The sequence below is a fragment of the Streptosporangium amethystogenes subsp. fukuiense genome (genome assembly GCF_042665875.1).
In the GTDB taxonomy this organism is placed as follows: domain Bacteria; phylum Actinomycetota; class Actinomycetes; order Streptosporangiales; family Streptosporangiaceae; genus Streptosporangium; species Streptosporangium fukuiense.
On the sequence record NZ_JBHTEE010000001.1, the window covers coordinates 1,333,082 to 1,358,528 of the forward strand.

25 protein-coding genes are annotated in these 25,447 nt (G+C 71.5%); 4 read left to right on the top strand and 21 right to left on the bottom strand.

Features of this window, described 5'->3' with window-relative positions; translation table 11 throughout:
* Nucleotides 1-3 precede the first annotated feature (3 nt).
* Entirely contained in the window at nucleotides 4-138 is a 135-nt protein-coding gene (locus ACFQVD_RS05740; RefSeq protein WP_343963079.1) for a hypothetical protein, read from the top strand.
* Nucleotides 135-755 (top strand): hypothetical protein, encoded by a 621-nt coding sequence (locus ACFQVD_RS05745; protein ID WP_343963078.1) that lies wholly within the window; start codon nucleotides 135-137, stop codon nucleotides 753-755. Before ACFQVD_RS05740 ends, ACFQVD_RS05745 begins: the two co-directional genes overlap by 4 nt.
* A gap of 20 nt (nucleotides 756-775) precedes the next feature.
* Here the strand turns inward: ACFQVD_RS05745 and ACFQVD_RS05750 are convergent, their stop codons facing one another.
* The 13 genes from ACFQVD_RS05750 to ACFQVD_RS05810 form a co-directional block, all read right to left on the bottom strand.
* Nucleotides 776-2,026 carry a DUF4437 domain-containing protein gene (locus ACFQVD_RS05750; RefSeq protein ID WP_343963077.1) on the bottom strand — a complete coding sequence of 417 codons (1,251 nt, stop codon included), beginning with the start codon at nucleotides 2,024-2,026 and terminating at the stop codon, nucleotides 776-778.
* 12 nt (nucleotides 2,027-2,038) lie between these two features.
* Nucleotides 2,039-3,535, bottom strand: a complete 1,497-nt coding sequence (locus tag ACFQVD_RS05755; RefSeq protein ID WP_343963076.1) for a class I adenylate-forming enzyme family protein — start codon at nucleotides 3,533-3,535, stop codon at nucleotides 2,039-2,041.
* 71 nt (nucleotides 3,536-3,606) lie between these two features.
* Entirely contained in the window at nucleotides 3,607-4,512 is a 906-nt protein-coding gene (locus tag ACFQVD_RS05760) for a hydroxymethylglutaryl-CoA lyase (protein WP_343963075.1), read from the bottom strand.
* 95 nt (nucleotides 4,513-4,607) lie between these two features.
* Nucleotides 4,608-5,582, bottom strand: a complete 975-nt coding sequence (locus ACFQVD_RS05765) for an alpha/beta hydrolase family protein (protein ID WP_343963074.1) — start codon at nucleotides 5,580-5,582, stop codon at nucleotides 4,608-4,610.
* Nucleotides 5,583-5,799: 217 nt separating this feature from the next.
* The gene (locus ACFQVD_RS05770) at nucleotides 5,800-6,543 is read right to left on the bottom strand and encodes a maleate cis-trans isomerase family protein (protein ID WP_343963073.1); all 744 of its coding nucleotides are present in this window, start codon (nucleotides 6,541-6,543) and stop codon (nucleotides 5,800-5,802) included.
* Nucleotides 6,540-7,172 carry a hypothetical protein gene (locus ACFQVD_RS05775; RefSeq protein ID WP_343963072.1) on the bottom strand — a complete coding sequence of 211 codons (633 nt, stop codon included), beginning with the start codon at nucleotides 7,170-7,172 and terminating at the stop codon, nucleotides 6,540-6,542. Before ACFQVD_RS05775 ends, ACFQVD_RS05770 begins: the two co-directional genes overlap by 4 nt.
* Nucleotides 7,169-7,933, bottom strand: coding sequence for an SDR family oxidoreductase (locus ACFQVD_RS05780; protein ID WP_343963071.1), 765 nt, complete (start codon nucleotides 7,931-7,933; stop codon nucleotides 7,169-7,171). Before ACFQVD_RS05780 ends, ACFQVD_RS05775 begins: the two co-directional genes overlap by 4 nt.
* The gene (locus tag ACFQVD_RS05785; protein ID WP_343963070.1) at nucleotides 7,924-8,847 is read right to left on the bottom strand and encodes a hypothetical protein; all 924 of its coding nucleotides are present in this window, start codon (nucleotides 8,845-8,847) and stop codon (nucleotides 7,924-7,926) included. The genes ACFQVD_RS05780 and ACFQVD_RS05785 overlap by 10 nt, the downstream gene beginning before the upstream one ends.
* Nucleotides 8,844-9,560 (bottom strand): hypothetical protein, encoded by a 717-nt coding sequence (locus ACFQVD_RS05790; RefSeq protein WP_343963069.1) that lies wholly within the window; start codon nucleotides 9,558-9,560, stop codon nucleotides 8,844-8,846. Before ACFQVD_RS05790 ends, ACFQVD_RS05785 begins: the two co-directional genes overlap by 4 nt.
* Complete coding sequence (locus ACFQVD_RS05795; RefSeq protein WP_343963068.1) at nucleotides 9,535-10,671, bottom strand: aromatic ring-hydroxylating dioxygenase subunit alpha; 1,137 nt, start codon at nucleotides 10,669-10,671, stop codon at nucleotides 9,535-9,537. Before ACFQVD_RS05795 ends, ACFQVD_RS05790 begins: the two co-directional genes overlap by 26 nt.
* Before the next feature lie 8 nt (nucleotides 10,672-10,679).
* On the bottom strand, nucleotides 10,680-11,591 hold the full coding sequence (locus ACFQVD_RS05800) for an alpha/beta hydrolase family protein (RefSeq protein WP_343963067.1): 912 nt from the start codon (nucleotides 11,589-11,591) through the stop codon (nucleotides 10,680-10,682).
* Entirely contained in the window at nucleotides 11,588-12,394 is an 807-nt protein-coding gene (locus ACFQVD_RS05805) for an oxidoreductase (protein ID WP_343963066.1), read from the bottom strand. Before ACFQVD_RS05805 ends, ACFQVD_RS05800 begins: the two co-directional genes overlap by 4 nt.
* Nucleotides 12,391-14,025, bottom strand: coding sequence for a nitrilase-related carbon-nitrogen hydrolase (locus tag ACFQVD_RS05810; protein WP_386270545.1), 1,635 nt, complete (start codon nucleotides 14,023-14,025; stop codon nucleotides 12,391-12,393). Before ACFQVD_RS05810 ends, ACFQVD_RS05805 begins: the two co-directional genes overlap by 4 nt.
* A gap of 88 nt (nucleotides 14,026-14,113) precedes the next feature.
* On the opposite strand from ACFQVD_RS05810, the gene ACFQVD_RS05815 reads away from it, so the two are divergent.
* Nucleotides 14,114-14,395, top strand: a complete 282-nt coding sequence (locus tag ACFQVD_RS05815) for a Dabb family protein (protein ID WP_343963063.1) — start codon at nucleotides 14,114-14,116, stop codon at nucleotides 14,393-14,395.
* Nucleotides 14,396-14,468: 73 nt separating this feature from the next.
* Nucleotides 14,469-15,770 (top strand): LLM class flavin-dependent oxidoreductase, encoded by a 1,302-nt coding sequence (locus ACFQVD_RS05820; protein ID WP_343963061.1) that lies wholly within the window; start codon nucleotides 14,469-14,471, stop codon nucleotides 15,768-15,770.
* A gap of 3 nt (nucleotides 15,771-15,773) precedes the next feature.
* On the opposite strand, the gene ACFQVD_RS05825 is transcribed toward ACFQVD_RS05820, so the two are convergent.
* The 8 genes from ACFQVD_RS05825 to ACFQVD_RS05860 all read right to left on the bottom strand — a co-directional run bounded on the left by ACFQVD_RS05825 (nucleotide 15,774) and on the right by ACFQVD_RS05860 (nucleotide 25,417).
* Nucleotides 15,774-16,511 (bottom strand): ATP-binding cassette domain-containing protein, encoded by a 738-nt coding sequence (locus ACFQVD_RS05825; RefSeq protein ID WP_343963060.1) that lies wholly within the window; start codon nucleotides 16,509-16,511, stop codon nucleotides 15,774-15,776.
* Nucleotides 16,504-17,418, bottom strand: a complete 915-nt coding sequence (locus ACFQVD_RS05830) for an ABC transporter ATP-binding protein (protein WP_343963059.1) — start codon at nucleotides 17,416-17,418, stop codon at nucleotides 16,504-16,506. The genes ACFQVD_RS05825 and ACFQVD_RS05830 overlap by 8 nt, the downstream gene beginning before the upstream one ends.
* Nucleotides 17,411-18,238 (bottom strand): ABC transporter permease, encoded by an 828-nt coding sequence (locus ACFQVD_RS05835; RefSeq protein ID WP_343963058.1) that lies wholly within the window; start codon nucleotides 18,236-18,238, stop codon nucleotides 17,411-17,413. Before ACFQVD_RS05835 ends, ACFQVD_RS05830 begins: the two co-directional genes overlap by 8 nt.
* The gene (locus ACFQVD_RS05840; protein ID WP_343963057.1) at nucleotides 18,235-19,188 is read right to left on the bottom strand and encodes an ABC transporter permease; all 954 of its coding nucleotides are present in this window, start codon (nucleotides 19,186-19,188) and stop codon (nucleotides 18,235-18,237) included. The genes ACFQVD_RS05835 and ACFQVD_RS05840 overlap by 4 nt, the downstream gene beginning before the upstream one ends.
* Nucleotides 19,185-20,711: an ABC transporter substrate-binding protein gene (locus ACFQVD_RS05845; RefSeq protein ID WP_343963056.1), complete on the bottom strand. Its 1,527-nt coding sequence runs from the start codon at nucleotides 20,709-20,711 to the stop codon at nucleotides 19,185-19,187. Before ACFQVD_RS05845 ends, ACFQVD_RS05840 begins: the two co-directional genes overlap by 4 nt.
* A gap of 299 nt (nucleotides 20,712-21,010) precedes the next feature.
* Nucleotides 21,011-22,444 (bottom strand): aldehyde dehydrogenase family protein, encoded by a 1,434-nt coding sequence (locus tag ACFQVD_RS05850; RefSeq protein ID WP_343963055.1) that lies wholly within the window; start codon nucleotides 22,442-22,444, stop codon nucleotides 21,011-21,013.
* 217 nt (nucleotides 22,445-22,661) lie between these two features.
* Nucleotides 22,662-24,101: an aldehyde dehydrogenase family protein gene (locus ACFQVD_RS05855; protein WP_364157959.1), complete on the bottom strand. Its 1,440-nt coding sequence runs from the start codon at nucleotides 24,099-24,101 to the stop codon at nucleotides 22,662-22,664.
* Nucleotides 24,102-24,139: 38 nt separating this feature from the next.
* Nucleotides 24,140-25,417 carry an acyl-CoA dehydrogenase family protein gene (locus ACFQVD_RS05860; protein ID WP_343978008.1) on the bottom strand — a complete coding sequence of 426 codons (1,278 nt, stop codon included), beginning with the start codon at nucleotides 25,415-25,417 and terminating at the stop codon, nucleotides 24,140-24,142.
* Between the last annotated feature and the right edge of the window lie 30 nt (nucleotides 25,418-25,447).

Genomic DNA, 25,447 nt, shown 5'->3' on the forward strand with positions numbered 1-25,447 from the left:
ACTGTGCCGGACAGGGGCGCGCGGATGGAGTCCGTCGACCGTGGGGCCGTTTCGGCGGCCAAGGGACCGCCCGAGGGACCTGAGGGGCGGATCCCGCTCACGGTCGCCGCCGGAGCCGTCGTCGGCCACGAGCCGTGATCTCGGTCCTGTACGGCGGGCTGGCCCTGATCCAGCTGGCTCTGGCCGTACAACTGGCGCGATCAGGCCGGTGGATCCCGTTCGTGGTCGGGATGGGGGTCGCCTACGACTCGGCGGTCGTCGGAGCCGGGCGGCTGATCGGCGAGGGGCCGGGGCTGGAGGCGCTCAACACCGGCCGCTTCGCCGTCCATGCCGTTCTCACCCCGCTCCTCATCGTCCACGGGGCGGCCCTCGTGCGTCGCGGACCGGTCGTTCCGGCGTGGGGTCTGGCCGGCGTTCTGATCGTCTTCGAGGTGGTGGGCCTGGCGGATCTGCGGCTGGAGCCCCGATGGTGGTCGGACACCCTGCGTTACGTTTCCGTGGATCCGTCGGGCCCGCCGATCCCGGCGCTGATCACCACGGTGATCCTGCTGGTCGTGGGGATCGTGCTGTGGGTGCGGTGGCGCACGCCCTGGCTTTTCCTGGGCGCGGCCGCGCTCCTGGCGACCGCGGGTGCCGCCGTGGCGTTGCCCATCCTGGGCAACGCGGGTGAGGCCGTACTGTTCGCGGCCATCGCGGCGACGGTCGACCGCGATGGCAGACGAGGGGCGGCCGGAGTCGGCTCGGGAAGGGGCTGACCCGGGATACGGCTGTGCGGTCAGAGACCCTCGCCGTCCCAGTAGCCGCGGGAGCGGGAGCGGACGGGAAGGCTTGAGATGATGGGGGCGGGGATGGGGTCGCCCGACTTCCAGGCCCGGCCATGTCCCCGGTCGTGGGCGCCCGTGTCGGTGCGCTCGTCGGGGTGTTCCAGCGTGGCGGGATCGGCGCCCCAGTCGAGGGCGGGCGCTCCGTGCGCGTGCCCTTCCTCGTGGTCGTGCGAGTGGTCGTGCGGGTGGTCGTGGTCGCCGTGACCGCCCTGCAGGCGGGCCGCGTCGACGGCCTTGGCGATGGCGATGAGGCTCTTGTCGGTGCCCTGGCCGTGCGGGTGGACGTCCGTGTCGACGGCGCCCTGCTCGCGGGCGTACGCCAGGGACGCCCGCAGCATCTCCAGGTCCTGCTCGGTGCGGCGGGAGGGGCCCCGGCCCAGGTCGTGGGCGGACTGGGACCAGCGCATCCGGCCGCCTTCCGGGCCGTAGTTGATGGCCTCGCCGCCCCAGCGCACCCATTCGTTCTCGGTGTACCAGTTGTGCAGCTCGCCGTCGGAGCGCAGCAGCCAGGTGGCGCCGCCCTCCATCGTGGTGAAGTGGCCGTGCTTGACCCGGGCGGGGCGGAAGAAGTAGGTGCCCAGGTCCAGGGTGCCGAAGTTGTACTCCATGTGACCCTGGACGGTGTACGCCTCCTCGTAGCAGGGGTGGTGGGCCAGGCGGTGGTCGGCCCAGCCCTCCTGGGCGTGGACGAGGCGGGTGTAGAAACCGGTGACCGGGTCGACGTGCAGGTACTTGATGAACAGGCCGGGCATCGGCCCGGCGTTCGGCACCGCGTCCCACCGCATGGCCTCGGAGTCGATGACGATGACGTCCTCGCGAGCCCCTTCCCAGCGAGGTGCGGCCAGGCTCTGCATGGGGTCGAAGCCGGCGTCGCCGTACTCGCGGTAGTGCAGGATCCGAGTGCCCTCGGCGAAGGTGACGGCGTCGGCGGGAACGCCCTTGGGCAGGTAGAGGTAGCCGCCCTTGCCGATGCGGCGGCCACCGTACGTCATCGAGCCGTCGAGCACGTAGTACTCGGTGTTGGCATGGTGGATGCCGGGGCCGCGGCCCCAGTCGGTGTGGAAGTCGAGGCGCAGGGAGCCGGAGCCGTCCTCCTCGTCGGCCGACAGCCGTCGCTCGCTGGCCCTGCCCTCGCCGCCGGGCAGTTCGGCGGCGTGCCAGATGTAGTCGTCCTCGTGGATCATTTCGACATGCGGCCGCATGAACGGTTCTCCTTAGTGGTTGTCACGCAACTCGCGCTTCAGGATCTTTCCTGCGGCGTTGCGGGGTAGTGCGGGAACGAACTCGACCTGCCGGGGAAGCTTGGGGCCGGCCAGCCTGGTGCGGCAGTGCGCCGCCAGTGCCTCGGCGTCGACCGCGGCGCCGGGCAGGACGACCACGAAGGCGGCCACCTGCTCGCCCCACCGCTCGTCGGGCAGGCCCACGACGGCGGCGTCGGCGACGCCGGGGAAGGAGGTCAGGACCTCCTCGACCTCGCGCGGGGCGATGTTCACCCCGCCAGAGATGATCATGTCCTTCTTGCGGTCGACGATGTAGATGAAGCCGTCCTCGTCGCGTTCGACGATGTCGCCGCTGGTGAGGAACCCGTCGGGGGTGGTGCAGGCGGCGGTGGCGGCCGGGTCGTCCAGGTAGCCGTTCATCAGGTACGGCGAGCGGCTGAACAGCTCGCCCCGGTCGGCGGGGTTCCCCTCGTCGTCCACCACCCTGACCTCGGTCATGAACCACGGGCGGCCCACCGAGCCGATCTTGTCGCGGGCGTCGGCCGGGCGGCAGTCGCTGATGATCCCGGCCTCGGTCGAGCCGTACAGCTCGTGCACCCCGACGCCGGGAAAGGTGTCCAGCACCCATTCCTTCAGCGCGCGCGGTAGCGCGGCGGCGTTGAAGTACAGGGTGTCCAGCGAGGACAGGTCGTGGTCGCGCAGCGCCTTCTCGCCCAGGGCGCGGAGCATGTGGGCGTGGGTGGGCACCAGGAAGACCGACTGGGCGCGCTCACGTTCGATCATCGCCAGCAGCCGTTCGGGGTCCCAGCCTCGCAGCATCGCGACCGTGCCGCCGGTGTGCACCGGCGCGTAACCGAAGGCGAACCCGGCGCCGTGGTACATCGGGGCCACGGCGATCGTCCGGCGGCCGGGGCCCAGGCCCCACTCCAGAGCCGAGGCGTAGAAGGTGAGCGACCGCGACCGGTGGCTGATCACCACGCCCTTGGGGCGGCCGGTGGTGCCGGAGGTGTAGGCCACGCAGAACGGCTCGCGCTCGTCCACCTCGATCCGCGGGTCCCTCGCGCCCACTGTGGCCAGGGCCGCGTCGTAGGACGGCCCGAGCCGGTTGCCGCCCATGGACAGGACCGTGCCGGGCAGTTCGACGCCGTCCACCGCCGCCGCCAGCGCCTCGTCCAGGATGAGGGCGCGGGCGGCGCAGTGCCCCAGGATGTAGGCGGTCTCGCCGGGGGTCAGCCGGGGGTTGAGCGGCACCATGACCAGCCCCGCCTTGGCGATGCCCGCCGCGGCCTCCGGGTACTCCATCCGGTTGCCGAGCAGCAGCGCGACCCGTTCGCCCGGCCGCAGTCCGGCGGCCAGCAGGGCGTTCGCCAGGCGGCTGGACCGGTCGTCCAGGCCGCGATAGGTCAGTCTCCGGTCGCCGTCGACCACCGCGACCGTCGTGGGAGCGGCCGCGGCGAGCTCGCGGATTCCGCCTGCGATGGAGAGCTGCATGAGATCCTCATGTTTCGCATGGAGAAACGGCTTTCCATTATTGGTAGCATGTCGCGCGCGAGGCGCGTTCGTCAACGGAGAGCCGGGGTGGGGGAGGCGGGCGGGAAGTCGCCCGCGCGCCCGAGAAGGGCCGGCAGCGGCGCGCCGAGCCGCTCACCGATGTAGGAGGCGGCCGAGAGCAGCCGGTCGAGGTCGACGCCGGTGGCGATGCCCGAGCGGCGCAGTGCGTAGGACAGGTCCTCGGTGGCGATGTTGCCGGTCGCCGCCGGGGCGAACGGGCAGCCGCCGATTCCGCCGCTGCTCGCGTCGAGCGCGGTGGCGCCCGCCTCGACCGCGGCCAGCGCGTTGGCGTAGCCGGTGTTGCGGGTGTTGTGGAAGTGGAACCGCAGTGGCAGGTCGGTGACCTCGCGCACGGCCCCGGTCAGCCGCCGTACGTCGGCGGGCACGCCCACGCCGATCGTGTCGGCCAGCGCGATCTCGTCGGCCCCGGTGTCCGCGCACCGCCGCACCAGCTCGGCCACGCCGCCGGGGGCCACCTCGCCCTCGAAGGGACAGCCGAAGGCCGCCCCGACGGTCGCGGTGACCCGCAGCCCGGCCGCGTGGGCGCGGGCGGCGATCCCGGCGAAGGAGTCCAGCGCCTCCGCGACCGTCATGCCCTGGTTGCGCCGGCAGAAGGTCTCGGTCGCCACGATCGTGACGTTGACCTCGTCCACCCCCGCGGCCAGGGCCCGGTCCAGGCCGCGCCCGTTGACGATCAGACCTATGTAGCTGAGCCCGTCGCGCCGGGGGACGCGGGCCATCACCTGCTCGGCGTCGGCCATCTGGGGGACTAGGCGGGGGTGGACGAAGCTGACCGCCTCGATGCGGGTGAGGCCCGCGTCGGCCAGTGCCTCGATGTAGGCCACCTTGGCGTCGGTGCCGACCGGGACGGCCTCGTTCTGCAAACCGTCCCGGGGCCCCACCTCAACGATGTTCATGCGGGGAGAAGACATGTTCCAGGTGTATCAGTGTTGTATGCAATGAATCTACATATACGATGATTTTTGAGATTTTGTCAGCAGATTGTATGCAACTAGCGCTGCGAGATCACCGTGACCTTCGGGTCGGAGGCGTCGCCGAAGCCGTAGACGTAGGCCGCGGCCAGGGTGTCACCGAGCGAGGCGCGCAGGAACAGCCCGCTCCACTTGGCCGCGGCGTCGATGCTCTCCTGCTGCGTCAGTGTCTGCGGGGTGGCGTCGGGAACGGCGCCGGCCGGGGTCTGGGTGTCGGTGAGACCGAAGTGGTTGGCGCCGGTCACCGTGACGAGCGCCTTGGGCGCCGCGCCGAGACCGTTGTAGGTCGCCAGGGCCGCCGCCGGCAGGTTGTTGCCGTCCAGGCCGCCCTGGACGAGGGCGACCGGTACCCCGGCGTTGGCGATCGGGACGGCGCCGCCGCCGGGCGTCGTCGTGCTCGCGCCATAGAAGACCGCCGCGCGCAGCGCCGCGGGACGCTGGTAGACGGGCCCGAAGCAGAACGGGACCGTGCAGGTGTTGCCGATGGCGAACAGCCCGGCGGCCCCGCCGAAGGAGTGCCCGAGCAGGACCAGCCGGTTGGCGTCCAGCCGTCCGGCGACCGGGGAGCCCGCGCGGGTGTTCTCCGCCGCCGCCCACGTCACGGCGGCGTTGGTCTGGGACTGCTCGGGGAAGAGCCCGGAGATCGGGCCGACGGCGCGCTGGTGGTTCGGGACGGCCACGGCGAAGCCGAAGCCGGCGACGATCTTGGCGAATTCGCTGTAGCTCTCCCTGGGCACGTTCGCGCCCTGCAGGAGCAGGGCGACCGGCAGGGGGGTCTGGGCGGCCGGGTAGTAGACGGTGGCCGGGTCGTTGCCGATCTGCGTCTCGTACTGGCCGACCCAGGAGGGCGACGTCAAGGTGGACGCGGTGGACGCGGTGGACACGGCGGCACCGTTGGCGAGGGCCGCCGACGGCGTCAGCGCGGTCGCCACGGTGAGCGCCGCGGCGACCAGCCCGGCGCGAATCCGCCGAGTGGACGTAGTGGAAATAGGCATGCTTCCTCCAGTGGGGGTGATTTACGGCATGGGGAAGAAACGGTCGAGGACCGTACTCGGCACTCGCGTGGCGAGAGGTGGGACGGCGGGGAGGCGGGCCCCCGGTGTTCGCGCGGCCGGGGTGGGCCCTCAGTGCTCGCGCGGCGAGAGTGGGACGGCAGGGAGGCGGGGCCTCTGGTGTTCGCGCGGCCGGGGTGAGGTGGTCGAGGACGGGCCCTCAGTGTTCGCGCAGCAGCCGGCCCGCGCCGTACACCTTGTCCTCGACGCCGTTGTCGCGCAGCGCCATCCACCAAGTGGCGGCGTTGATGGCGATGACCGGCTTACCGAGCCACCGCTCGGCCTCGTCGGCCAGGCCGACCATGGACAGGTTGGTGCCACACTGCACGATCGCGTCCACGTCGGGGGAGTCCACCTCGATCAGCGCCTCGCGCAGGGTGGATTCGGTGACGTGCGCGATCGACACGGCCGTGGGGCACTTCAGGCCCTCGATGGCGACCACGTCGAAACCGATCTCGGAGAAGAACCGCACCACGTTCTCGTCGCCGACCGGCTGGTAGGGGGTGACCACGCCGAGCCTGCGCGCGCCGTACAGGTTCAGCGCCCGCTCGCACGCCTCCGCGCCGGTCGCCACCTCCAGGCCGGTGAGGTCGTGGATCTGCTTGACGAACTGCCGGTTGCCCTCGACACCGCCCCAGAAGGTCTCGGCGGACATGCCCATCACCATGTAGTCCGGCTCGCAGGTCATCACCCGCTCGCAGGCCGAGCCGATCTCCTCGCGGATCTGGTCGAGCAGGCGCTCCATGCCCTCGTTCCCGGCCATGTTCTGGTCGCGGATGTGGATGCGGCTGAAGTGCGCGGTGACCCCGGGAACGGTCATCCGGTAGAAGTCCGGCTCCACGATCGTGTTGGTGGACGGGGCGATCACGCCGAACTTGCGGCGCCAGCCGAGCGCGTCGGTCATCGTACGGCCTCCAGCCGTCGGGGGCGGCACAGCCGGAACGCGGCGATCGCGAATCCGGCCTGTGCCGCGCTGTTGGACAGTTGTTCGACCCATTGCAGGGCCAGCGTCTGGTCGGGTCGGGCGGCCAGCGGGCTGAGGATGAAGAACCCCAGGAGTTGCAGGCCGAACAGGGCGGCGGTGAGCGGGTCGCGGTTCCGCTGGGCGGCCAGGATCAGGTGGACGCCACTGAGAGTGGCGAAGACCGTGGTGCTGACCAGCAGCGGCAACATGCCCCCGGCCAGCGCGGCGCCACCCGCGCACAGCAGGGACAGGCCGATCACCAGCGGCGGGACCCAGCGGGGCGTCCGGGAGTGGTGGTGGCTGACCAGGATCCAGGCCAGCAGCCCGAACCCGGCGGTGAGCAGCGGGAACAGCAGCTGCTCCAGCCAGGTCAGGTCCGGGCCGCCGAGCGCGACGGTGAGCTTCCACGACGCCTTGGCCAGCCCGCCGGCACCGATGAGAACCGCGGCGAGCAACACACCCGGCCGGTATCTGGCGTCCACATGCCGGGTGAGCAGGATGACACCGCACGTCGTCAGCACGACCGGGACGAAGTCCTCCACCGCGAGGGGGACGGGATACTCGCTCACGGGATCACCCGGCGTTTCGAGAAGGGGGCCGAGGCGAACCGGGCGAGGATCTTGCCCTGGGTCAGCCAGCGGACGTGGGCGCCGTTGCGGATCCGGGTCAGCGCCTGCTCGGCGAGCCACGGGGTGACGGTCTCGACCCGGTCGGCCAGGATGTTGAAGATCCGGGCGGCCTTGGCCAGCTCGTCCGGCGTGTAGTCGTGGATGAGCAGGTCGGTGACGACCATGCCGGGGCTGAGCAGGCCGACCGAGACACCGGGCGGCACCTCCTTGGCGAGTGCCAGGGTGAGGTAGGTCACCGCCCGCTTGCTCGCGCCGTAGACGGACAGACCGGCGACCGTACGGCCGTCGCTGCCCAGACCCTCCATGTTCCACACGTGGCCGCGACCCTGCTCGATCATCCCGCTGATGGCGACCGCGCTGCCGTTGACCACACCGGTCAGGTTCACGTCGACGACCGCCGCCGCCTCGGCGGCCGGGAGCTCCCAGAGCGGCCCGCGTGTCTGGGAGATCCCGGCGTTGTTGATCCAGATGTCGACCGAGCCGAACCGGTCGACGGCCGCGTCCCACAGCGCCTGAACCTGGGCGCGGTCGGCCATGTCCGCCGCCATCCCCAGCACCTGATCGCTGTCCAGCGCGGCCAGCGCCTTCTTGACGGACTCGTCACTGCGGCCGCAGAAGGCGACTCGCTGCTTGCGGGAGAGGAACTCCCTGACCAGCCCGAGCCCGATGCCCCTGGTGCCGCCCGTCACGACTACGACCATCGAAGTACCCCGTGGACGACGGCGGACAGCACGTTGCCGTCGAACAGCTCGTAGGCGACCGCCATCGTCTTGCCGGCGCTCATCCCCGGGGTGGCGTCGATCATGAACTCGCGCCCCTTGAGCTTCCAGACGTCGCGGAAGTGCAGGCTGGAGTAGTTCGCCCGGCCGTACGCCTGCGCGTTGCCCCAGGCCTCGGGACCCTCGTAGAAGGAGCGGAAGCCGTCACGCCGCACCTCGACGGTGTGGCGGCGGTCCAGGGCTCCGGACCAGGTGACGTGGTGGCGGGCCCGCAGCAGGTCCAGCGGTTCCACCTCGACCGTGACGTCCACGGTGCCGCGCGGCTTCTGGTCGGCGCCGAAGACCTCGCAGGTGCCGGAGAAGGCTCCCGGGGTCTTGGTGGGCAGGATGTGGGGCACCGGCCCGTTCCGGGTCTCGGCCGCCAGCCAGTCCGCCACCTTGGCGGGGTCTCGGGTGTAGAGGCCGTTGAAGCAGCCGACCACGGCGGGACCCTGGTAGAGCATCGAGGAGTAGACCTGGACGTCGTCGTCGGCGAGGACCTGGTTCCAGGTGTTGAGGTCCACCTGCCAGCCGGGACCGTAGTAGTGGGAGTCGACGAAGGAACCGTACGGCTGGCCGGTGCCGTAGAAGTCGGGGCCGGTGTAGACGCGGTTGGCGTCGGAGTCGACGACGCCGAACGCGAACGGGGCGCCGAGCCGGAACCTTCCGGCCATGGGGCCGCCGCCCTCCAGGCCGCCGTCCATGTAGTAGGTGGTCACGCCGTCGACGAAGTCCGAGGAGCGGCGGATGTCCTCGTATCCCTGCCAGGTGCCGGTGGCGTCGAACAGGGAGGGGCGGCCGTGCCACTCTCCGGCGATGCGCCGCTGCCATTCGCTGGGTTGCGTCGTGTCGGTCACGAGATCAGTTCTCCACGTACGAGGTCGGACTGTTCCGCGCCGATGAGCCGGGTGACCTGGTGCCAGACCGGGTCCACCTCCGGGCTGAACAGGTTGGCCCGGTTGGCCGTGTCCCGGGCGGCGAGGTCGGTGTCGCCCGGATCCGGCACACCCGCCTCGAGCAGGCTCAGCCAGTGGTCGAGGTAGGTGTCGACGGTCGGGCCGAGCTTCGCGAAGGCATCCTCGGTGGCCCGGCAGACCACCATCCAGGGGGACATCATCGCCCGCTGGCGGGGGCCGATCGCGGCGGGGGAGACGCCGTCGATCCTCCAGGCGGCCTCCAGCGGCTCCGTCAGCGGCAGGAAGCAGGCGTCCAGATACCCCAGATGGGTCGCCAGTTCGAGGCGGGGGATCAGGTCCAGGTGCATGGCGTGATAGTCGGCCGAGGCGACCGCGTCCAGCGTGAAGTGCGGCACGGCCGACTCCGGCCGGGTGAACGCGAAGATCATGTGGCTGTCCAGCCCGATCATCGGCACCACCAGGCTGACCGCCACCACCTTCGCCGGTCGCGCGTCGCCCGCGGGCTCCGAGGCGGCAGGGCCGAAGGTGCGCAGCCGGCCCACCGGGGCGGGGGACATCGGGCTGGTCAGATCGGTGTCCGCGATGGGGGACAGTTCGGTGGCGGCGAGCAGGCGGTCGAGGACACGCTCATTCAGCGCGGCGGGCAGGCTCATCGGTGTTCTCTCCTCGGGGCTTGTGCACCCAGGCGCGGGCGAGTTCGGGATTGTCGCGGCGGGCCGGGGAGGGGATCACCGTGGCCTCGCGGCGCGCGGCGGCACTGTTGGCGTCGTCGTCCTCGCCGATCCACCAGCCCCGGTCGATCAGCTGCTGGCGGCGCCGCCGGTAGGAGACCTGGAGGGCGTCACTGCGGATGTGCAGCTCGGCGGAGAGGTCGAAGGGCAGCAGTTCCGGCCGCTGGTTCTCGACGATCGGCCGGTCCTGTTCGAAGATCTTGCCGATCCGCTTGGCCGCGCTGGCGTCCGCCCACTTGCCGGTGTAGAAGGTCCGGTAACCGACGATCTTCACGAGGGTCCGGTCCCTGTTGAGCGGAATGTTGTGGTCGTACAGGATCAGGTCGCCGAAGGGCAGCCGCACGTGCAGCTTGACGATGTTGGGCAGGTACCAGCCGTTGCTCACCACCACGGGCTGGCGTTCCTTGGTCCGGTAGAGCATGCCCCAGATGCCGGGGGCGGGCGGCGGGCTGAACTGTACGTCGGCCTCCGCGTGCCATTCGGTCTCTGTCACCTCGTAGTCGGGGATCTCCGGCCTGCCCGGGTCGCCGAACGCGCTGCCGTGCACGAACGGCGTGTGGGCCGCGTCGACCACGTTCTCCAGGGCGCGCTCGTAGTTGGCCTCCAGCACGGTCTCCCAGTAGACGGCGCGGTACCTGGGGTCGTCGTGCTGGGGGATGTGCGGGATCGGCGGCCGCTCCTCCTCGGGCAGGTCGCCGAGGAAGGCCCAGACCATGCCGTACTTCTCGACCACCGGGTAGGCGTCCACCCGCGCCTTCTTCGGGATGCCCCGCCCCGGCGGGTTGGCCGGGATCTTCATGCAGGCGCCGTCCGACTCGTACTCCCAGCCGTGGTAGGGGCAGACGACGCGGTCTTCGACGACCTTGCCCATCGACAGTGCGCCGCCGCGGTGCACGCACAGGTCGGACAGGCACGCCACGCTGCCGTCGCGCTTGCGCCAGATCACGAAGTCCTGACCGAGGCAGGTGATCCGTCGCGGCCTGCTGTCGACCACGTGGGCGAACTCGACCGCGTACCAGAAGTTCTTCAGCACTTCTCCTCCTAACGGCGATGCAGGCCAGGCAGGCCGTCGAGTTCCGACCGGGCGTGGTCGTCACCGCACAGGTGTGTTCGCAGGAACATGGTGATCAGTCCGGCGAGGACCGGTTGTGGTTCGGCCTCGGCCGGCAGGTCCAGGAAGGCCCGCGCGGCGGTCGGGTCCACCGGGTCGGCGATCCCGAAGTGGTTGGCCCCCTCGATGACGGCCAGCAGGTGGGATCCGTCCCGGTCGGTGAGTGCCTCGTCGAACGTCCGGGTGACGGGATCGGCCGGGTGTTCCTCCTGGCCGTACCGGTCCGAGCTGCCCATGATCACGCCGTCCCTGGTGCCGACCGAGAGCAGGACCGGGCAGTCCACCTGGGCGGGCACCACGGTCCCCGCGGGCCAGCCCAGCATGGTGGCCACCATGGTGTGCGCGCCGTAGGCGAACACGGCCTTCACCTCGGGGAAGTGCCGGGCCGACTGCAGGACCAGGGAGCCGCCCGCCGAGTGCCCGCCGAGCGCGACCCGCTCCAGGTCGATCGCGCCCTTCAGCAGGTCGATCTCGGCCAGCGCGGACAGGATCTCCGAGATCGCCGGGCAGGTCGGGCGTGAGCCGTAGCTCCCGGGCCGGGCGGCGTCCAGGTCGACGCCGGGTGTCAGCCCGTACTCGCCGCCGAACAACTCGCCCACCCGGTCGAAGGTCACGCAGACGAACCCGGCGGCCGCGATCTCGGTCGCGAGCCATCGGTAGGCGTCCTGACCCACGTTGATCCCGGACAGGAACAGCACCACCGGGTACGGCCCGCCTTCCGGCCGGAACACCCCGGTCAGCCGGTCACCGTCCGGCGCCGCCGGGTAGTAGACCTTCAGGTGCGAGGTGTCGAACGGAGGGTCGCCCCCGGTCTTCGCCGCCCACCACAGCGATCGGATCATGTGGGCCTCGGCAGCACGCGGTCGCCGCCCCACAGTGCCCGGACCAGTTTGTCGGTCGTCTCCTCGCCGAAGTAGCGCACGCCCATGACGTTGGCCGGGTCGCGGTCGGCGATGTTCCGGCGGATCGCCAGGTCGGTCGCGGCCAGCGCGGGCCGGTCGGCCTCGGGCACCGGGTCGGCCTCGTCCACCCAGCGCAGCCAGCGGTCGACGCGGGCGTGGAGCAGTTCGCGGACCACGTCGATGTGCTGCTGGGCGCGCGGGAAGGAGTAGCAGTACGCGTTGGACGACAGGCTCGCGCGAACGAACCCGGCCCGGCTGGTGAACCAGGTGAAGTCCGGGTTCTCCTCCTTGAACCGCACCCAGTCGGCGTCCAGCGGCGCGTAGTAGCGGTCGTGGTAGTCGCCGTGCTCGACCGGGTTGACCCGCGGGATGAAGTCCTGGTAGAACCAGCCCTCCGGCCAGACCAGCAGCGCGATGCCCAGGTGCGGCACGTCGATCTGCGGGCCCAGCCAGGCGGTCAGGTGCAGGTTGGTGAAGCTCGCCTTCGGGTTGCCCAGCCAGGAGTGGACCATCCAGTCCATCTCCGGCCCGGTGTAGGCCTCGATCCGGCCGCCGGGCCCGTCGGGATAGGTGCCGTAGCTGTCGAACCGGTCGCTGGAGGGGTCGCGCGTCAGCTCGAACCTGGCGTCGATCTTCGCCTTGAGCTCGGCGAGTATCGTGCGCAGCTGCTCGAAGGTCTCGGTGACGTCGATGACCGGGGACTCGTCGAGCATCTGCTCGACGTACTGCAACGTTTCCTTCATCGGTTTCCTTTCTGAAGTGCGTCCACCAGCCGCCACGGTCTGCCGTCCACCAGGTCGGTGCCGCGTGAGACGTGTCGGTTGACGGCCTGCGCCGGGTGGAGATCGGCGCTTACCGAGCGGTCACCGTTCTTGACCGGGGTGACGATCGGGTGGCTGATGCGGCCGCTGAACGGGCCTTCCCAGGCGGTCCAGAGGGTGAAGTCCCGGGGGGTGGCCAAGATGGCCCCGGCCAGGCCGGCCGGTCCGTCGTGGCCGGCGGCGACGACGTTGAGCCGGTTCTCCGCGGCCCGTTCCAACAGGCCGTACTCCAGCTCCCAGGCTTCGGAGGGGGTGAACGGCACCGCGACGACGTCCGCGTCGGCCAGCGCCGCCAGCCTGAACGTCTCGGGGAACAGGGCATCGTCGCCGACGATGACGGCGAGCCGGCCCCAGGGCAGTTCGAAGATCTCCAGGCCGTCGCCCAGCGAGGTGACCCGCCCGGCGTGCCGGGTGACGGGGTGCAGGGCACGCTGCCGTCCCACGACCCCCTCGCCAGAGATCAGCAGTCCCTCGTGCGCCCCCTGGCGGATCTCGCTGAGTACCACGTGCGCCGCGGTCCCGCGGACGGCTCGCGCCGCCTCCTCGGCACTCACCCCGCACAGCTCGGGGAGCACGATCAGTTCCGCTCCGCCCGCGGCCGCCTGTCCGATGAGCTCTTCGGCGGTGCCCGGCTCGTCGCGGGGTCTGACCACGGCCGCGGTCAGGCGCTCGGCTCCGGCGGGCGCCCGGCGGCCGCGGGGCTCGGCGGCGATCGGCCGGTAGAGGGCGGGGCGGCGGGCGGCGAGGATGTCGGTGCCGTCGGGGCGGAGCTTGGAGTCGGCGAGGGTCACGTCGATGTCGGCGACGACCACGGCCTCGCCGGCCCGCGGTGCTCTGGCCACGACCGTGCCGTCCGGGGCGACGATCTGGCTCTCGCCCGCGCCGTGCAGCCACTCCGGCGGGACGCCGAGCCCGGCGCCGACGGACTCCAGCATGTCGGCGGGGATCAGCGGCCCGACCTTGTTGGCGGCGACCACCCACACCTTGTTCTCGGCGGCGCGGACGGGGATGTGCAGGCTCGCCTCGTCCACCGCGAACGAGTTCAGGCTGTTGAGCAGCACCTGCGCGCCGCGCAGCGTCAGCCCGCGGGTGACCTCGCTGATCACGCCCTCCATGCAGGCGTACATGCCGAGCCGCCCGAGTTCGGTCGAGATCACCGGGCCCACGGCCGTCCCGGGATCGAGGTGGTCGTTCTCCGCGCCCATCAGGGTCTGCTTGTCGGCCTCGCCGAGGAGGGCGCCGTCCGGGCCGTAGAGCAGGGAGGCGCCGGTGGTGCGCCCGTCCTCCCTGGCGAGGGTGACACCGATCTTGACATACGCGCGGTGCCCGGCGGCCCGCTCGGAGATCGCGGTGAGAAACGGGTCCCCGTGGCGGCAGGCCAGCCGCCGGGCGTGCGCGCGGTCCTCGTACCAGGACAGGTGGTTGCAGAACTCGGGCAGCACGATCAGTTCGGCTCCCTGGGCTGCGGCCGAGTCGATCGCGCGCAGACAGGCGGCCAGGTTGGCGGCCGGGTCCTGGCCCGTCTCGAGTTGCGCCGCGGCGACGCGTACCATGTGCACTCCTCGATTGTTACGTCTAGAGAAACGGTGTTTCCGAGACATAGGATCTCGCGAAACCGGAGGAAATGTCTAGGAGGCAATCGTGCTGACCCACGTGGTGCTGATGAAGTTCGCCGACCCGAGGGACGCGCCGAAGGCCGGGGAGCTGCTGGAAGGCATGGGAGGCCGGGTCGAGCAGATCCGGGATCTCGTCGTCGGCCTGGATGTGATCGGGTCGCCGGTCTCCTACCACCTGTGCCTGATCACGCGGCACGAGTCCGCCGAGGAACTGCGCGGATACCAGGAGCACCCGGCGCATCTCGAGGTGGCGGCCTGGCTCCACCCGAGGCTCGCAGCCCGTGCCGTGGTGGACCACGATTCGTGATCCAATCCTGCTAGTCTCCTTCTTCGAAACAAAGTTTCTCTATGAGAAACACCACGCGGGGCTGGAGGATGAGATGAGAAAGCTCCACTTGAACGCCTTCCTCATGGGGGTGGGTCACCACGAGGCCGCCTGGCGCACCTCGGGCGCGGACCCATCCAGAGTCACCGATATCCGGCACTACCAGGAGCTGGCCAGGACCGCCGAGCGGGGCAAACTCGACTCGGTGTTCCTGGCCGACTCCCTGTCCTTCTGGGGTGACATCAAGTACCACACCCTGGGCGGACTGGAACCGTTGACGATGCTGGCGGCGATGGCGGTGGTCACCGAGCACATCGGCCTGATCGCCACCATGTCCACCACCTACAACGAGCCGTTCAACGTGGCGCGCAAGTTCGCCTCGCTGGACCACATCAGCGGCGGCCGCGCCGGGTGGAACATCGTCACCTCGGCCAGCGAGTCGGAGGCGCGCAACTTCGGCGGGAGCCTTCCGCCGCACGCCGTCAGGTACGCCAGGGCCACCGAGTTCGTGGACGTGGTCACCAAGCTCTGGGACAGCTGGGAGGACGGCGCCGTCCTCGGCGACCAGACGGAGGGCATCTACGCGGACAAGGAGAAGGTCCGCGCCGTCGAACACCAGGGAGAGCGGTTCAAGGTCAGCGGGCCGCTGAACATCCCCCGCTCGCCGCAGGGCCGGCCGCTGCTGGTCCAGGCCGGCTCCTCGGAGGACGGCAAGGAGTTCGCCGCCCGCTACGCCGATGCCGTCTTCACCGCGCAGCCGGTCATCTACTCGGCCCAGGCGTTCTACGCCGACTTCAAGAAGCGGGTCGTGAAGCACGGCAGGAACCCCGACGAGGTGGCGATCCTGCCGGGCCTGTCGGCCATCGTCGGTTCCACCGAGCGTGAGGCGGCACAGCTGCAGGAGGAGCTCGGGGCGCTGGTCGTTCCCGAGTCCACCGTCGCCACGATCTCCGAGATGCTCGGCGTGGACCTGACGGAGCACCCGCTCGACCAGCCGCTGCCCGACATCCCCGGGGTGGTCGAGGGCCAGCGGAGCCGGGCCGGGGTCATCGTCGACATGGCCCGGCGGGAGAACCTGTCGCTGGAACAGCTGATCCGCCGCCTGTCCGGCAACCGGGGGCACCGCGTGGTGGCGGGCACCCCCGAGCAGATCGCCGACCAGATCGAGGAATGGTTCGTCAAAGGCGCCGCCGACGGCTTCAACGTGATGCCCCCGACGCTGCCCGGCGGCCTGGACGACTTCGTCGACCACGTGGTGCCGGAACTGCAGCGCCGGGGCCTGTTCCGTACCGAGTACGAGGGCCGGACCCTTCGCGGGCACTACGGTCTCGCGCGCCCGGTCGTGGCACACGCGTAGCGGTCAGGTGCCGGGGACGGCCGCGACCAGTGCCCTGGTGTAGTCGTGCGAGGGCCGGCCGAGCACCTGCTCGGCCGGCCCTGTCTCGACCAGCCGGCCGGCGCGCATCACCGCGACCCGATGGGCGACGGCGCTCACCACGGCCAGGTCGTGCGAGATGAACAGGTAGCCCAGGCCGCGCTCCTCCTGCAGCCGGAGCAGCAGGTTGATGATCTGGGCCTGCACCGAGACGTCCAGGGCGGTGACCGGCTCGTCGAGCACCAGCAGGTCGGGGGAGAGGGCCAGCGCCCTCGCGATGCCCACCCGCTGTCGCTGCCCGCCGGAGAGCTGGTGCGGGTGGCGGTCGGCGAGTCCCGGGTCCAGGCCCACCTCCGCGAGCAGGCCGGGCACGTCCCCGCGCACGCCCTGCAGGCGCAGCGGCTCCCGCACGATCTCCCCGACCGTCCAGCGCGGATTCAGCGAGGTCGAGGGATCCTGGAAGACGAGCTGGAAACGGGATCGCAGCGGGCGCAGCCGCCGCCGTGACAGGGGGGCCAGCTCCACCCCGTCCAGGCGCACGCTCCCACCGGTGGGCTGCGTCAGCCGCGCGACGCACCGGGCCAGCGTCGACTTCCCGCAGCCGGACTCGCCCACGATCGCGAGCGTCTCGCCCCGGTCGACCTCGAACGTCACACCGTCCACCGCGTGCAGCGCGCCGTAGCTCTTGCGCAGGTTCGTGACGCGGAGCAGCGGTTCAGCCATCCTGCACCGCCCAGCAGGCCACGCCGCCGACGAGCGGCGGGGTCTCTTTCACGCAGCGGTCGAGCGCGACGGGACAGCGGGGATGGAACGCGCAGCCGGGTGGTCGTGACTTCGGCGCGGGCGGATACCCGGGGATCACCGGCAGCGGCCCCCGGCCCGTGCCGACCCGCGGCCGGGACCGCATGAGCGCGGCGGAGTAGGGGTGGCGGGGCGCGCCGAGGACCTCCTCCACGGTTCCCGTCTCGACCAGGCGGCCGGCGTACATCACCGCGATCCGGTGTGCGGCCTCGGCGACGAGGCCGAGGTCGTGGCTGACGAGCACGGTCGCCGCTCCCGTCTCCCGCTGCGCGGTACGCAGCACCTGCATGACCTGCTCCTGGACCGTGACGTCCAGAGCGGTGGTGGGCTCGTCCGCGATCAGCAGCGACGGCCCGAGTGCGATGGCCATCGCGATCACGATCCGCTGCCGCTGCCCGCCGGAGAGTTCGTGCGGATACCTCCCGGCCCGCTCCGGGCCGAGGCCGACCTGCTCCAGCAGCTCCGCGGCCCGCCGTCGCGCCTCGCCGCGACTCACGCCGTGGATCCGCAGCACCTCCGAGATCTGCGTGCCGACCCGCATGAGCGGGTTGAGCGACGTCGCGGGGTCCTGGAAGACGAAGCCGATCCGGCGTCCCCTGAGCCGTTCGAGCCTGGCCTCGGTGAGCTCGGTGCCGTCCAGGACGGCCGTCCCCCCGGCGACCCTGGCGGGGCCGGACAGCAGACCGGCCACCGCGAGCATGGTCATCGTCTTGCCGGAGCCCGACTCGCCGACCATGCCGAGCACCTCGCCCGGCCGTACCTCGAAGGAGACGCCGTCCACGATCCGCACGCCGCCGGCGGTCACCACCAGGTCCTTCACCTCAAGCATGGTCGTCCATCCGAACATCGAGGGCGTCACGGAGTCCGTCGCCCAGCAGGTTGACCAGGAGCACGGTCAGGGTGAGCGCCAGTCCCGGCCACAGCGGGATCCACCAGGCCGTCTCCAGCAGTTCGCGCCCGTCGCTGAGGATCGTGCCCCAGGAGGGGGCGGGGGGACGCACGCCCAGACCGAGGAAGGACAGGCCGCCCTCGACGAGCACCATCGTGCCGACCACGAAGGTCCACATCACCAGGTTGGCACTGGCCACCGCGGGCAGCAGATGCCGGGTCAGCACGCTCAGGTGACCGGCGCCCGCACCGACCGAGGCGGCCACGTAGTCCTCTCCCCTGACCTGCTTGACGATCGTCCGGGTCACCCTGGCCGAGGTGACCCAGCCGGCCAGGGTGAGCAGTGTGACCAGGATCGGGGTCGAGGAGCCCACGACACCGATGGTCGCGATCGCCAGCACCAGGAAGGGAAAGGCGATCCACAGGTCGCCCAGGCCCATGATCAACCGGTCGATCCAGCCGCCGAGGTAGCCCGAGAGCAGCCCCACCACGATTCCCACCGCGCAGGCCAGAGTGCTGGCCGCGAAGCCCACCAGCAGCGAGGTCCGCCCGCCGACCAGGACGCGCGCCAGCAGATCGCGGCCGAGCTGGTCGGTGCCGAGGGGGTGGCCGGCCAGCGCGCCCTCCATCCAGAACGGCGGCGCCAGTTTGGCCGGCAGATCCTGCTCCAGCGCGTCCACGCCGAGCAGGAGCGGCCCGACCGCCACGGCGAGCGCGATCAGCACCAGTCCCGCCAACGCGATCCGCACCGACGGCCTCATCCGGCCGCCTCCCTTCTGACCCTGGGGTCGGCGAGCGCGCCGAGCACGTCGCCGACCGCGCTGACCGCGACCACCAGTACCGCCACCACGAACACCGTCGCCTGCACGATCGGGTAGTCCCGCTGAAAGATCGCGTCCACCAGTTGTTTGCCGATCCCGTCGTAGGCGTAGAGCTGTTCGACGATCACCGTGCTGGACAACAGGTAGGCGCTGTCGACCACGAGGAAGGCGAGCACCGGCGGGAAGGCGTTGGGCAGCGCGTGTCGCGCCAGCACGCGCAGGCGGCTGCCGCCCTTGGCCAGGACCGTCCGGATGAAGTCCTGCGAGAGCGCCTCCAGCAGGCCAGCCCTCACCAGCCGCACGACGCGGGCGACGGTGAAGGCGGCCAGGGTCAACGTCGGGAGCACCGAGTGCAGCGGGCTCTCCGATCCGTAGCTCGGCAGCCAGCCGAGCCAGAGCGCGAAGACCAGCAGGAGCAGCATGCCGAGCACGAAGTTCGGGACCGCCTGGGCGGCCGCCGCGCCCGCCGTGATCGCCCGGCCGGAAGGACGGCGGGCCCGGGCCGCGGCGAGCATGCCGAGCGGGACGCCGATCAGCAGCGCGAGCGCGAGCGTGGCACCGACGACCTGCAGGGTGAGCGGCAGCCGGACCAGCACCGCCGAGATGGCGGGCTCCCCCGTGTAGGCGGAGACGCCGAAGTCGAGCCGGGCGACATCGCCGAGGAACGCGCCGTACTGCGTCCACAGCGGCAGGTCCAGGCCGAGCTCGCGGCGGACCCGTTCGATGTCCTCCAGGGTGCCGCCGGGGCCCACGAGGACCGCGGCGGGATCACCGGACAGACGCAGCAGGAAGAAGAGCAGGGTCAGTACACCCAGCACCGTCACGGCGAGCCGGACCAGCCATACCGCGCCCGCGCGCAGCACGCGCGGGCCCGTACGGTCTGTCTTCATGCACCCTTCCTGGATTCGGCGAGCAGTACGTTGCCGTCGCTGTTGAGCGTCAGGTCGGACTTGGACGAGTGCACGTAGACCGTCTGCGGCCAGGCCAGGAAGACCACCCCGGCCTCGTCATGGAGCCGCTTGGCCATCGCCTTGATGATCGTCTCCCGCTTGGCCGGCTCCATCTCGGTCTGACTGCTCGCGAACAGCTTGATGTACTCCTCGTCCTCCACGTGCCGCTGCACACCCTTGGGCTGCGGGCCGAGGCGGTTGACGCCGGAGATGTCGTGCAGGTCGACGTAGTCGGTCTGCCAGTACAGCAGGGGGGTCTCGCTCTTCTTCAGCAGCGAGGTGATGAAGCTCGACAGGTCCTGGATGACCACCTCGCACTTGATCCCGACCTTGGCGAGGTAGCCGGCGGTGATCTCGGCCTGCTGCTTGAAGAGGGCGGTGGTGGCGATGTTCAGGGTCAGGCCCTCGGCGCCGGCCTCCTTGAGCAGGGCCCTGGCCCGCTCGGGGTCGTGCGGGAAGGCCTCCAGCGAGGGGTCGTGACCGAGGTAGCCGGGCTGGAGCAGCTGCCCGTTGGGCACCTCGCCGTAGCCCGACAGCCCGGAGGCGACGAACTCCTCCTTGTTGACGGCCAGGTTGAGCGCCAGCCGCACCCGCTTGTCGCGCAGCTTGGGCTCCACCTCGCCGATCATGCTCAGGATCGCGCAGGATCCGGCCGGGACGGGCTTCACGACGAACGAGCCGGCCAGCTCCGCCGCCACCGAGGGCGGCAGGCCGTAGGCGCCGTCGATCTCGCCGGTGCGCAGCGCGGTGGTCAGCGTGCCCGGGTCGGGGATGGAGACGATGCGGGCGGACTTGACGCTCTCGGACTTCCGCCAGGCGTCGGGGAACGCCTCCAGGTCGATGCTCTTGGCCGGGGCGTAGGCGGTGACCTTGAAGGGGCCGGTGCCCGAGGCGACGCTGCCCGGCTTCTCCTTGAAGATCGCCGGGTCGGTGATGGCCAGCCTGGCCAGCCGGTTCAGCAGGATGGGGTCAGGCTTGTCCGTCGTGATCCGCACGGTGTCCGGGCCGACCACCTCCGCGCCGGAGAGCGTGCCCATCTGCCCGACGCGGAAGGCGAACGCCGGGTCACCGGAGAGCAGCCGATCGACGTTGGCCTTGACCGCGGCGGCGTCGAAGGCGCCGCCGCGGTGGAACTTCACACCCTGGCGGAGCGTGAACTCCACCGTGAGCTCGTCGATCACGCGCCAGGCGGTGGCCAGAGCCGGTTCCAGCTTGCCGTCCGCGCCGAACGTGAGCAGCGGCTCGTAGACCTGGGCGCTGAAGGTGGCTCCCACATTGGAGAGCGCGGCGGCCGGGTCGAGGGAGTTGGTCAGGGCCGGGGAGGCGACGACGAGCGGCGCGCCGGCCGCTCCCGCCGCGGCCGTTCCCGTTCCGGCCGTCTTCGGCGTGGTCGCGCACCCGGTGGCGAGCGCCGCGGCAGCCAGCCCGCCCATCTGCAGGATCCTTCGGCGAGTGAGTTCCACGACGCCACCTTTCCTGTATCTCTATGAGATACGCCGTTACGATAGAGGAAACCTAGGAGGGGATTGGGAGATCGTCAAGGGGTGCGGCCCCGTGGCTGGGGGAGATCCCTGGGACTTCTCCCGCGGTGCGCTTCGAACATCCGCAACCTGTCATGACCTGTCATGGCCGGAGGTCGCGGAGGCCGTGCGGGCCGCGGGGAACGCGGGGAACGCGGAGACCGCTGGACGGCCGCGGCGCGGCGGGGGCATGCCCGCCGGGCCGCCCCGGGCGCTCGCGGCCTGTCTTCGGAAAGGTGTGGTCAGCCGGGGTAGGCGCCCGCGGCCATACCGCCTCCGCCGGGACGGAACGCGGCCGGGGCGTGGACGACCGTGGACTGGACGTACTCCAGCAGTCCCTCCTCGCCGTACTCGCGGCCGTAGCCGCTGCGCTTGACCCCGCCGAAGGGCGCGCGCAGCGACATGCCGGTGCGGTTGTGCGTGTTGACGAAGACGAACCCGGCCTCGAACCGGTCCGCCAGCGCGAAGGCGCGCTCCTCGTCGGCGGACCAGACGGAGGCGCCCAGGCCCAGCTCGCCCGCGTTGGCGCGGGCCAGGACCTCGTCCTCGTCGTCGTAGACGAGCAGCGGTACCGCCGGGCCGAACTGCTCGTCGGCCACCAGCGGCGCGTGATCGTCCAGGCCGATGACCAGCTGCGGAGTCACGAAATATCCTGATCCCGGGTCATGGCCGGGGGCGGATCGGCCCAGCGGCACCGCCCTCCCGCCTCCGACGGCCACCGAGGTCGCCACCAGCGCGCGGATCCGGGAGGCCGCGGTGGCCGAGATGACCGGCCCCATGGTGACCTCCGGATCCAGGGGGTCGCCGACCACCAGGACGCGTTCGGCCGCCGCGACGTACGCCTCGGTGAACTCCGCGCTCCGCGCCCGCGGTACGTACAGCCGCTTGGCCGCCATGCACACCTGCCCGCTGGTCGCGAACGAGGCCATGACCAGCCGCTCGTAGTCGGCGTCGGTCAGCGTGTAGTCCGGCAGGAAGACCGCCGGGTCGTTGCCGCCCAGCTCCAGCACCGAGGGGGTGATCATCGCCCCGGCCGTCGCGGCGATCTCCCGCCCGGCGGCCTCACCGCCGGTGAACGCCACCTTGCGGACGAGCCGGTGACCGACCAGCGCGCGGCCGGTCTCCGCGCCGCCGTGGATCACCCAGGCGGCGGGCAGCATGGCCGTGATCTCGGTGACGGTCAGCGGTGCCAGCGGGGCGGGCTTGAGCACGACCGTGTTGCCCGCCACCAGCGCGGGCCCCAGCTTGAGCATCGCCAGGATGATCGGGGCGTTCCACGGGGTCACGCAGCCCACCACCCCGTACGGCTTGCGCCGCACCACCAGCCGCCCGGCGTCGTCGTCGACCTCCAGGGAGGCCAGCGCCGCCGGGGCGCGGTCGCAGGCCCAGCGCAGGAAGGTGACGGCGAACCCGATCTCGCCGTGACAGTCGGCCAGCGGCTTGCCGGTCTCCCGGGCCAGCAGTGTCGCCAGCTCCTCCAGCCGGGCGGACACGGCGTCGGCGGCGTGCCGCAGGGTGGCGACCCGCTCCGCGACCGGGATCCGCGACCACTCGCGGAACGCGTCGTCGGCCCGGCGGACGACCTCGTCCACCCCGGTGGGGTCCGTGACCGGCACGCTTCCGACGAGCTCGTCGACGCGAGCCGGGTTCTCCCTGACGATCACGGTCTCACGCATCGGATCTCCCTACGCGGGCTCTTGTCCCGCGGTGGTACGGACGAGACGGGGGCCCGCCCCGGGCCCGTGACCGCACGGCGCCCCGCCCCCGGTCAGCGGGCGTCACGAGAGGAGATCAGGCCGGTGCGCGGCGGGCGCGCTCGCGCGGCCGTCAGCTCGGCCGGCGCGAGCGCCGTGGCAGGGCCCACCGGGCCTGTCCCGGCCGGCGGCACACTCCTCACGGTCGCCGTCTTCCGTGGAGGGCGAAGCCGCCCTCCACCCCGACGACTCTGGCGCCCGTGAAGAAACGGAGGGTCTCGTGGGTGCCCTCCTCGCCCAGGCCGGACAGGCCCCAGGCCGGGCGCGGGGTGGACAGGTGCAGGCTCATGACGCTGGAGCCGTTGACCTTCACCTCGCCGGCCCGGACACGCCGGGCGACCGTGAGGGCCCGCTCCTCGTCCGTTCCCACGACGTACCCCTCCAGCCCGTACGGCGTGGCGTTGGCCAGGCCGACCGCCTCGTCCACGGTGTCGTAGGGGACGACCGCCGCGGCGGGGCCGAAGATCTCGTCGGTGAGGTCGGTGCCGGTGATCAGTGTGGGGGCCAGGAAGTTGCCGTCCTCCGGTACGGTCCCGTACGACACGGCCCGGCCGCCCGCGGCGGCGATCGCGTCGCGGACCCGCCGCAGATGGACGGAGTGGATCAGCGGGCCGAAGTCCGTCTCCTCCTCCAGCGGGGGGCCGGCGCGCAGCGCGCGCAGCCGCTCGCCGACGGCCTCGACGAGCTCGCCGAGGCGGTCGCGGGGCACGATGAGGCGGCCCAGTGCCCGGCACCACTGGCCGTTGAGCGTGGTGAGCAGGTCGGCCGCGGCCCGGGCGGCGGTCTCGGTGTCGGCGTCGGGCAGGACCACCAGGGGGTTGTTGCCGCCGAGTTCCAGCTGGGCCGGGCGCAGGCCGGCGGCGCAGGCGGCGGCGACCGACCGGCCCCCGGCCAGGCCGCCGGTGAAGGAGACCGCGCGGACGCGCGGGTCGCCGACCAGCCGCTCGCCCGTCCGCGGGCCGCCCTGGACGAGCTGGAAGACACCCGGGGGGAGCGTCTCATGCAGGACCCGGGCGAGCAGCTGGGAGCCGTAGGGGGCGTATTCGCTCACCTTGAGGATCACCGGGCAGCCGGCGGCGAGCGCGCTGGCGGTCTTGTGCGCCGCCATCGGCGCGGGGGCGTTCCACGGCACCAGGCACAGGGCGGGGCCCAGGGGAAGCCGGTGCACCTCCACCGTGCGGCCGTCCTCACGGGTCTCGGTGCTGAGCAGCAGGCCCTCGCGCAGTTGTCCCGCGGCCAGCCGGAACGCGCCCCCGATGATCATTCCCAGCGGGGCGGTCTGGCGGATCGGCACGCCGGTGGCGAAGGACTCCAGGGCGACGATCGCCGGGATCCGCGCTTCGAGCGCGTCGGCGGCGGAGCCGAGGATCTCGGCCCGGCGTTCAGGCGAGGTCGCCGCCCAGGAGGCCGACGTGTTCTCGGCCGCGGTGAGCGCCGCGCCGACCCGGGCGGCGGAGGTGCCCACCGCCCGGGTCACCGGCTTGCCCGTCGCGGGGTCCTCCAGGTCGAAGCCCAGGTCGTCGGTACAGGTGGTCCAGGTGCCGTCGACCAGGTCCTGGACTTCGGGAATGTCGATCATGGATGCTCCAGGGCTGCTCTCGGGTGCGCCCGGTCGTGTCACGGACGGTCCGCGGTGGCGAACAGTTCGTTCTCCTTGGCCTGGGTGACCATCTGGGCGGCCTCAAGTTTGCCGCGTTCGGCGGGGAAGGTCATCACCAGCCCCATCGCGAGATCGCGCAGGGCGCGGCCGACCACGCCGCCCATCATCGCGCCGGAGGTGCCGGAGGCCTTGAACGCGCCGAGGGCGACCTGGAAGCACGCCTCGGTGACCGAGCCCTTGCCCATCCGCCACTGCCGGAACACCTCGGGCTTGGACCGCAGCGGCGGCTCGGCGGTCTCCAGTTGCAGCTGGCGGCGGAGCCACAGGTAGGCGGTCTCCAGGTTCACCGTCATGTCGCCGAACAGCACCTGGTGCATCGGGCTGGAGGCGATCGGCCGCCCGGTGTCGGCGAAGGTCTTCTTGGTGAGCTCCTCGACCACGACGTCGTAGACGTTCTGCGCGCACCCGGTGTAGGCGGCGGAGATGGCCAGCTGGTTGCCGACGAAGCTGCCCCGGCTCATCTGCAGCATCCGGGTGAACGCCCCGGGGATCGTCAGCGCCTCGTCGTCGGGGATGAACACGCCGTCGAGCCGGATGCCGTTGTTGGCCGTGGCCCGCATGCCCAGACCGTCCCACGGCGCGCGGGCGGAGACCCCCGGCGCGTCACGCGGCACGAAGAAGGTGACCAGGCCCTCGGCCGTGTCGTACCCCTCCAGCTTGGCGGTGGTCAGGTAGTAGTCGGCCACCCCGGTGGCGCAGCCGAAGGACTTCTCGCCTACCAGGACCCAGCCGCCCTCGGTACGGCGGGCGGTGGTGGCGATGGTGATGTTGGCGCCGGAGCTCTTGACCGACTCCGAGGCGAAGTTGGCCAGCCACGTCCCGGACGCCATCCGGGTCAGCACCTTCTCGGCGAAGGCCCGCACCACGGGGACCTCCTCATCGGTGAACAGGCCCGCCTCGATCGCCTCCAGCGGCAGCAGCCCCCGGGAGGCGCTGGTGTTGTGGAAGAAGTAGGCCAGTGCCGTGGACGGGCACGCCGTACCCATCGCGAAGGTGGCCGCGGCCAGGTCGCGCAGCGTGCCGCCGAGCCCGCCGTACTCCTCGGGAACCACCAGCCCGAGCAGCCCGGCCTCGCGCAACAGCGCGAGGTGCTCGATCGGGAACAGGCCGTCCTCGTCGGCCTTGGCCGCGGCGGCGCGCAGCGCGGGCAGCACCGCCTCGACCCGGGCGGCGCGGGCGCGCTCGGCATCGGTCATGTCGTCGACGAGACGTTCGCCGGTCAGCTTGTCGGTCACGTTGTGCCCCCTCAGGCAGGTGGAGTCGGG

Bases quoted from the DNA above. Each gene is read 5' to 3' on its own strand.
- ACFQVD_RS05750 (WP_343963077.1), bottom strand. From the start codon at position 2,026: ATGCGGCCGCATGTCGAAATGATCCACGAGGACGACTACATCTGGCAC.
- ACFQVD_RS05755 (WP_343963076.1), bottom strand. From the start codon at position 3,535: ATGCAGCTCTCCATCGCAGGCGGAATCCGCGAGCTCGCCGCGGCCGCT.
- ACFQVD_RS05760 (WP_343963075.1), bottom strand. From the start codon at position 4,512: ATGAACATCGTTGAGGTGGGGCCCCGGGACGGTTTGCAGAACGAGGCC.
- ACFQVD_RS05765 (WP_343963074.1), bottom strand. From the start codon at position 5,582: ATGCCTATTTCCACTACGTCCACTCGGCGGATTCGCGCCGGGCTGGTC.
- ACFQVD_RS05770 (WP_343963073.1), bottom strand. From the start codon at position 6,543: ATGACCGACGCGCTCGGCTGGCGCCGCAAGTTCGGCGTGATCGCCCCG.
- ACFQVD_RS05780 (WP_343963071.1), bottom strand. From the start codon at position 7,933: ATGGTCGTAGTCGTGACGGGCGGCACCAGGGGCATCGGGCTCGGGCTG.
- ACFQVD_RS05790 (WP_343963069.1), bottom strand. From the start codon at position 9,560: ATGAGCCTGCCCGCCGCGCTGAATGAGCGTGTCCTCGACCGCCTGCTC.
- ACFQVD_RS05800 (WP_343963067.1), bottom strand. From the start codon at position 11,591: ATGATCCGATCGCTGTGGTGGGCGGCGAAGACCGGGGGCGACCCTCCG.
- ACFQVD_RS05805 (WP_343963066.1), bottom strand. From the start codon at position 12,394: ATGAAGGAAACGTTGCAGTACGTCGAGCAGATGCTCGACGAGTCCCCG.
- ACFQVD_RS05810 (WP_386270545.1), bottom strand. From the start codon at position 14,025: ATGGTACGCGTCGCCGCGGCGCAACTCGAGACGGGCCAGGACCCGGCC.
- ACFQVD_RS05820 (WP_343963061.1), top strand. From the start codon at position 14,469: ATGAGAAAGCTCCACTTGAACGCCTTCCTCATGGGGGTGGGTCACCAC.
- ACFQVD_RS05825 (WP_343963060.1), bottom strand. From the start codon at position 16,511: ATGGCTGAACCGCTGCTCCGCGTCACGAACCTGCGCAAGAGCTACGGC.
- ACFQVD_RS05830 (WP_343963059.1), bottom strand. From the start codon at position 17,418: ATGCTTGAGGTGAAGGACCTGGTGGTGACCGCCGGCGGCGTGCGGATC.
- ACFQVD_RS05835 (WP_343963058.1), bottom strand. From the start codon at position 18,238: ATGAGGCCGTCGGTGCGGATCGCGTTGGCGGGACTGGTGCTGATCGCG.
- ACFQVD_RS05840 (WP_343963057.1), bottom strand. From the start codon at position 19,188: ATGAAGACAGACCGTACGGGCCCGCGCGTGCTGCGCGCGGGCGCGGTA.
- ACFQVD_RS05850 (WP_343963055.1), bottom strand. From the start codon at position 22,444: ATGCGTGAGACCGTGATCGTCAGGGAGAACCCGGCTCGCGTCGACGAG.
- ACFQVD_RS05855 (WP_364157959.1), bottom strand. From the start codon at position 24,101: ATGATCGACATTCCCGAAGTCCAGGACCTGGTCGACGGCACCTGGACC.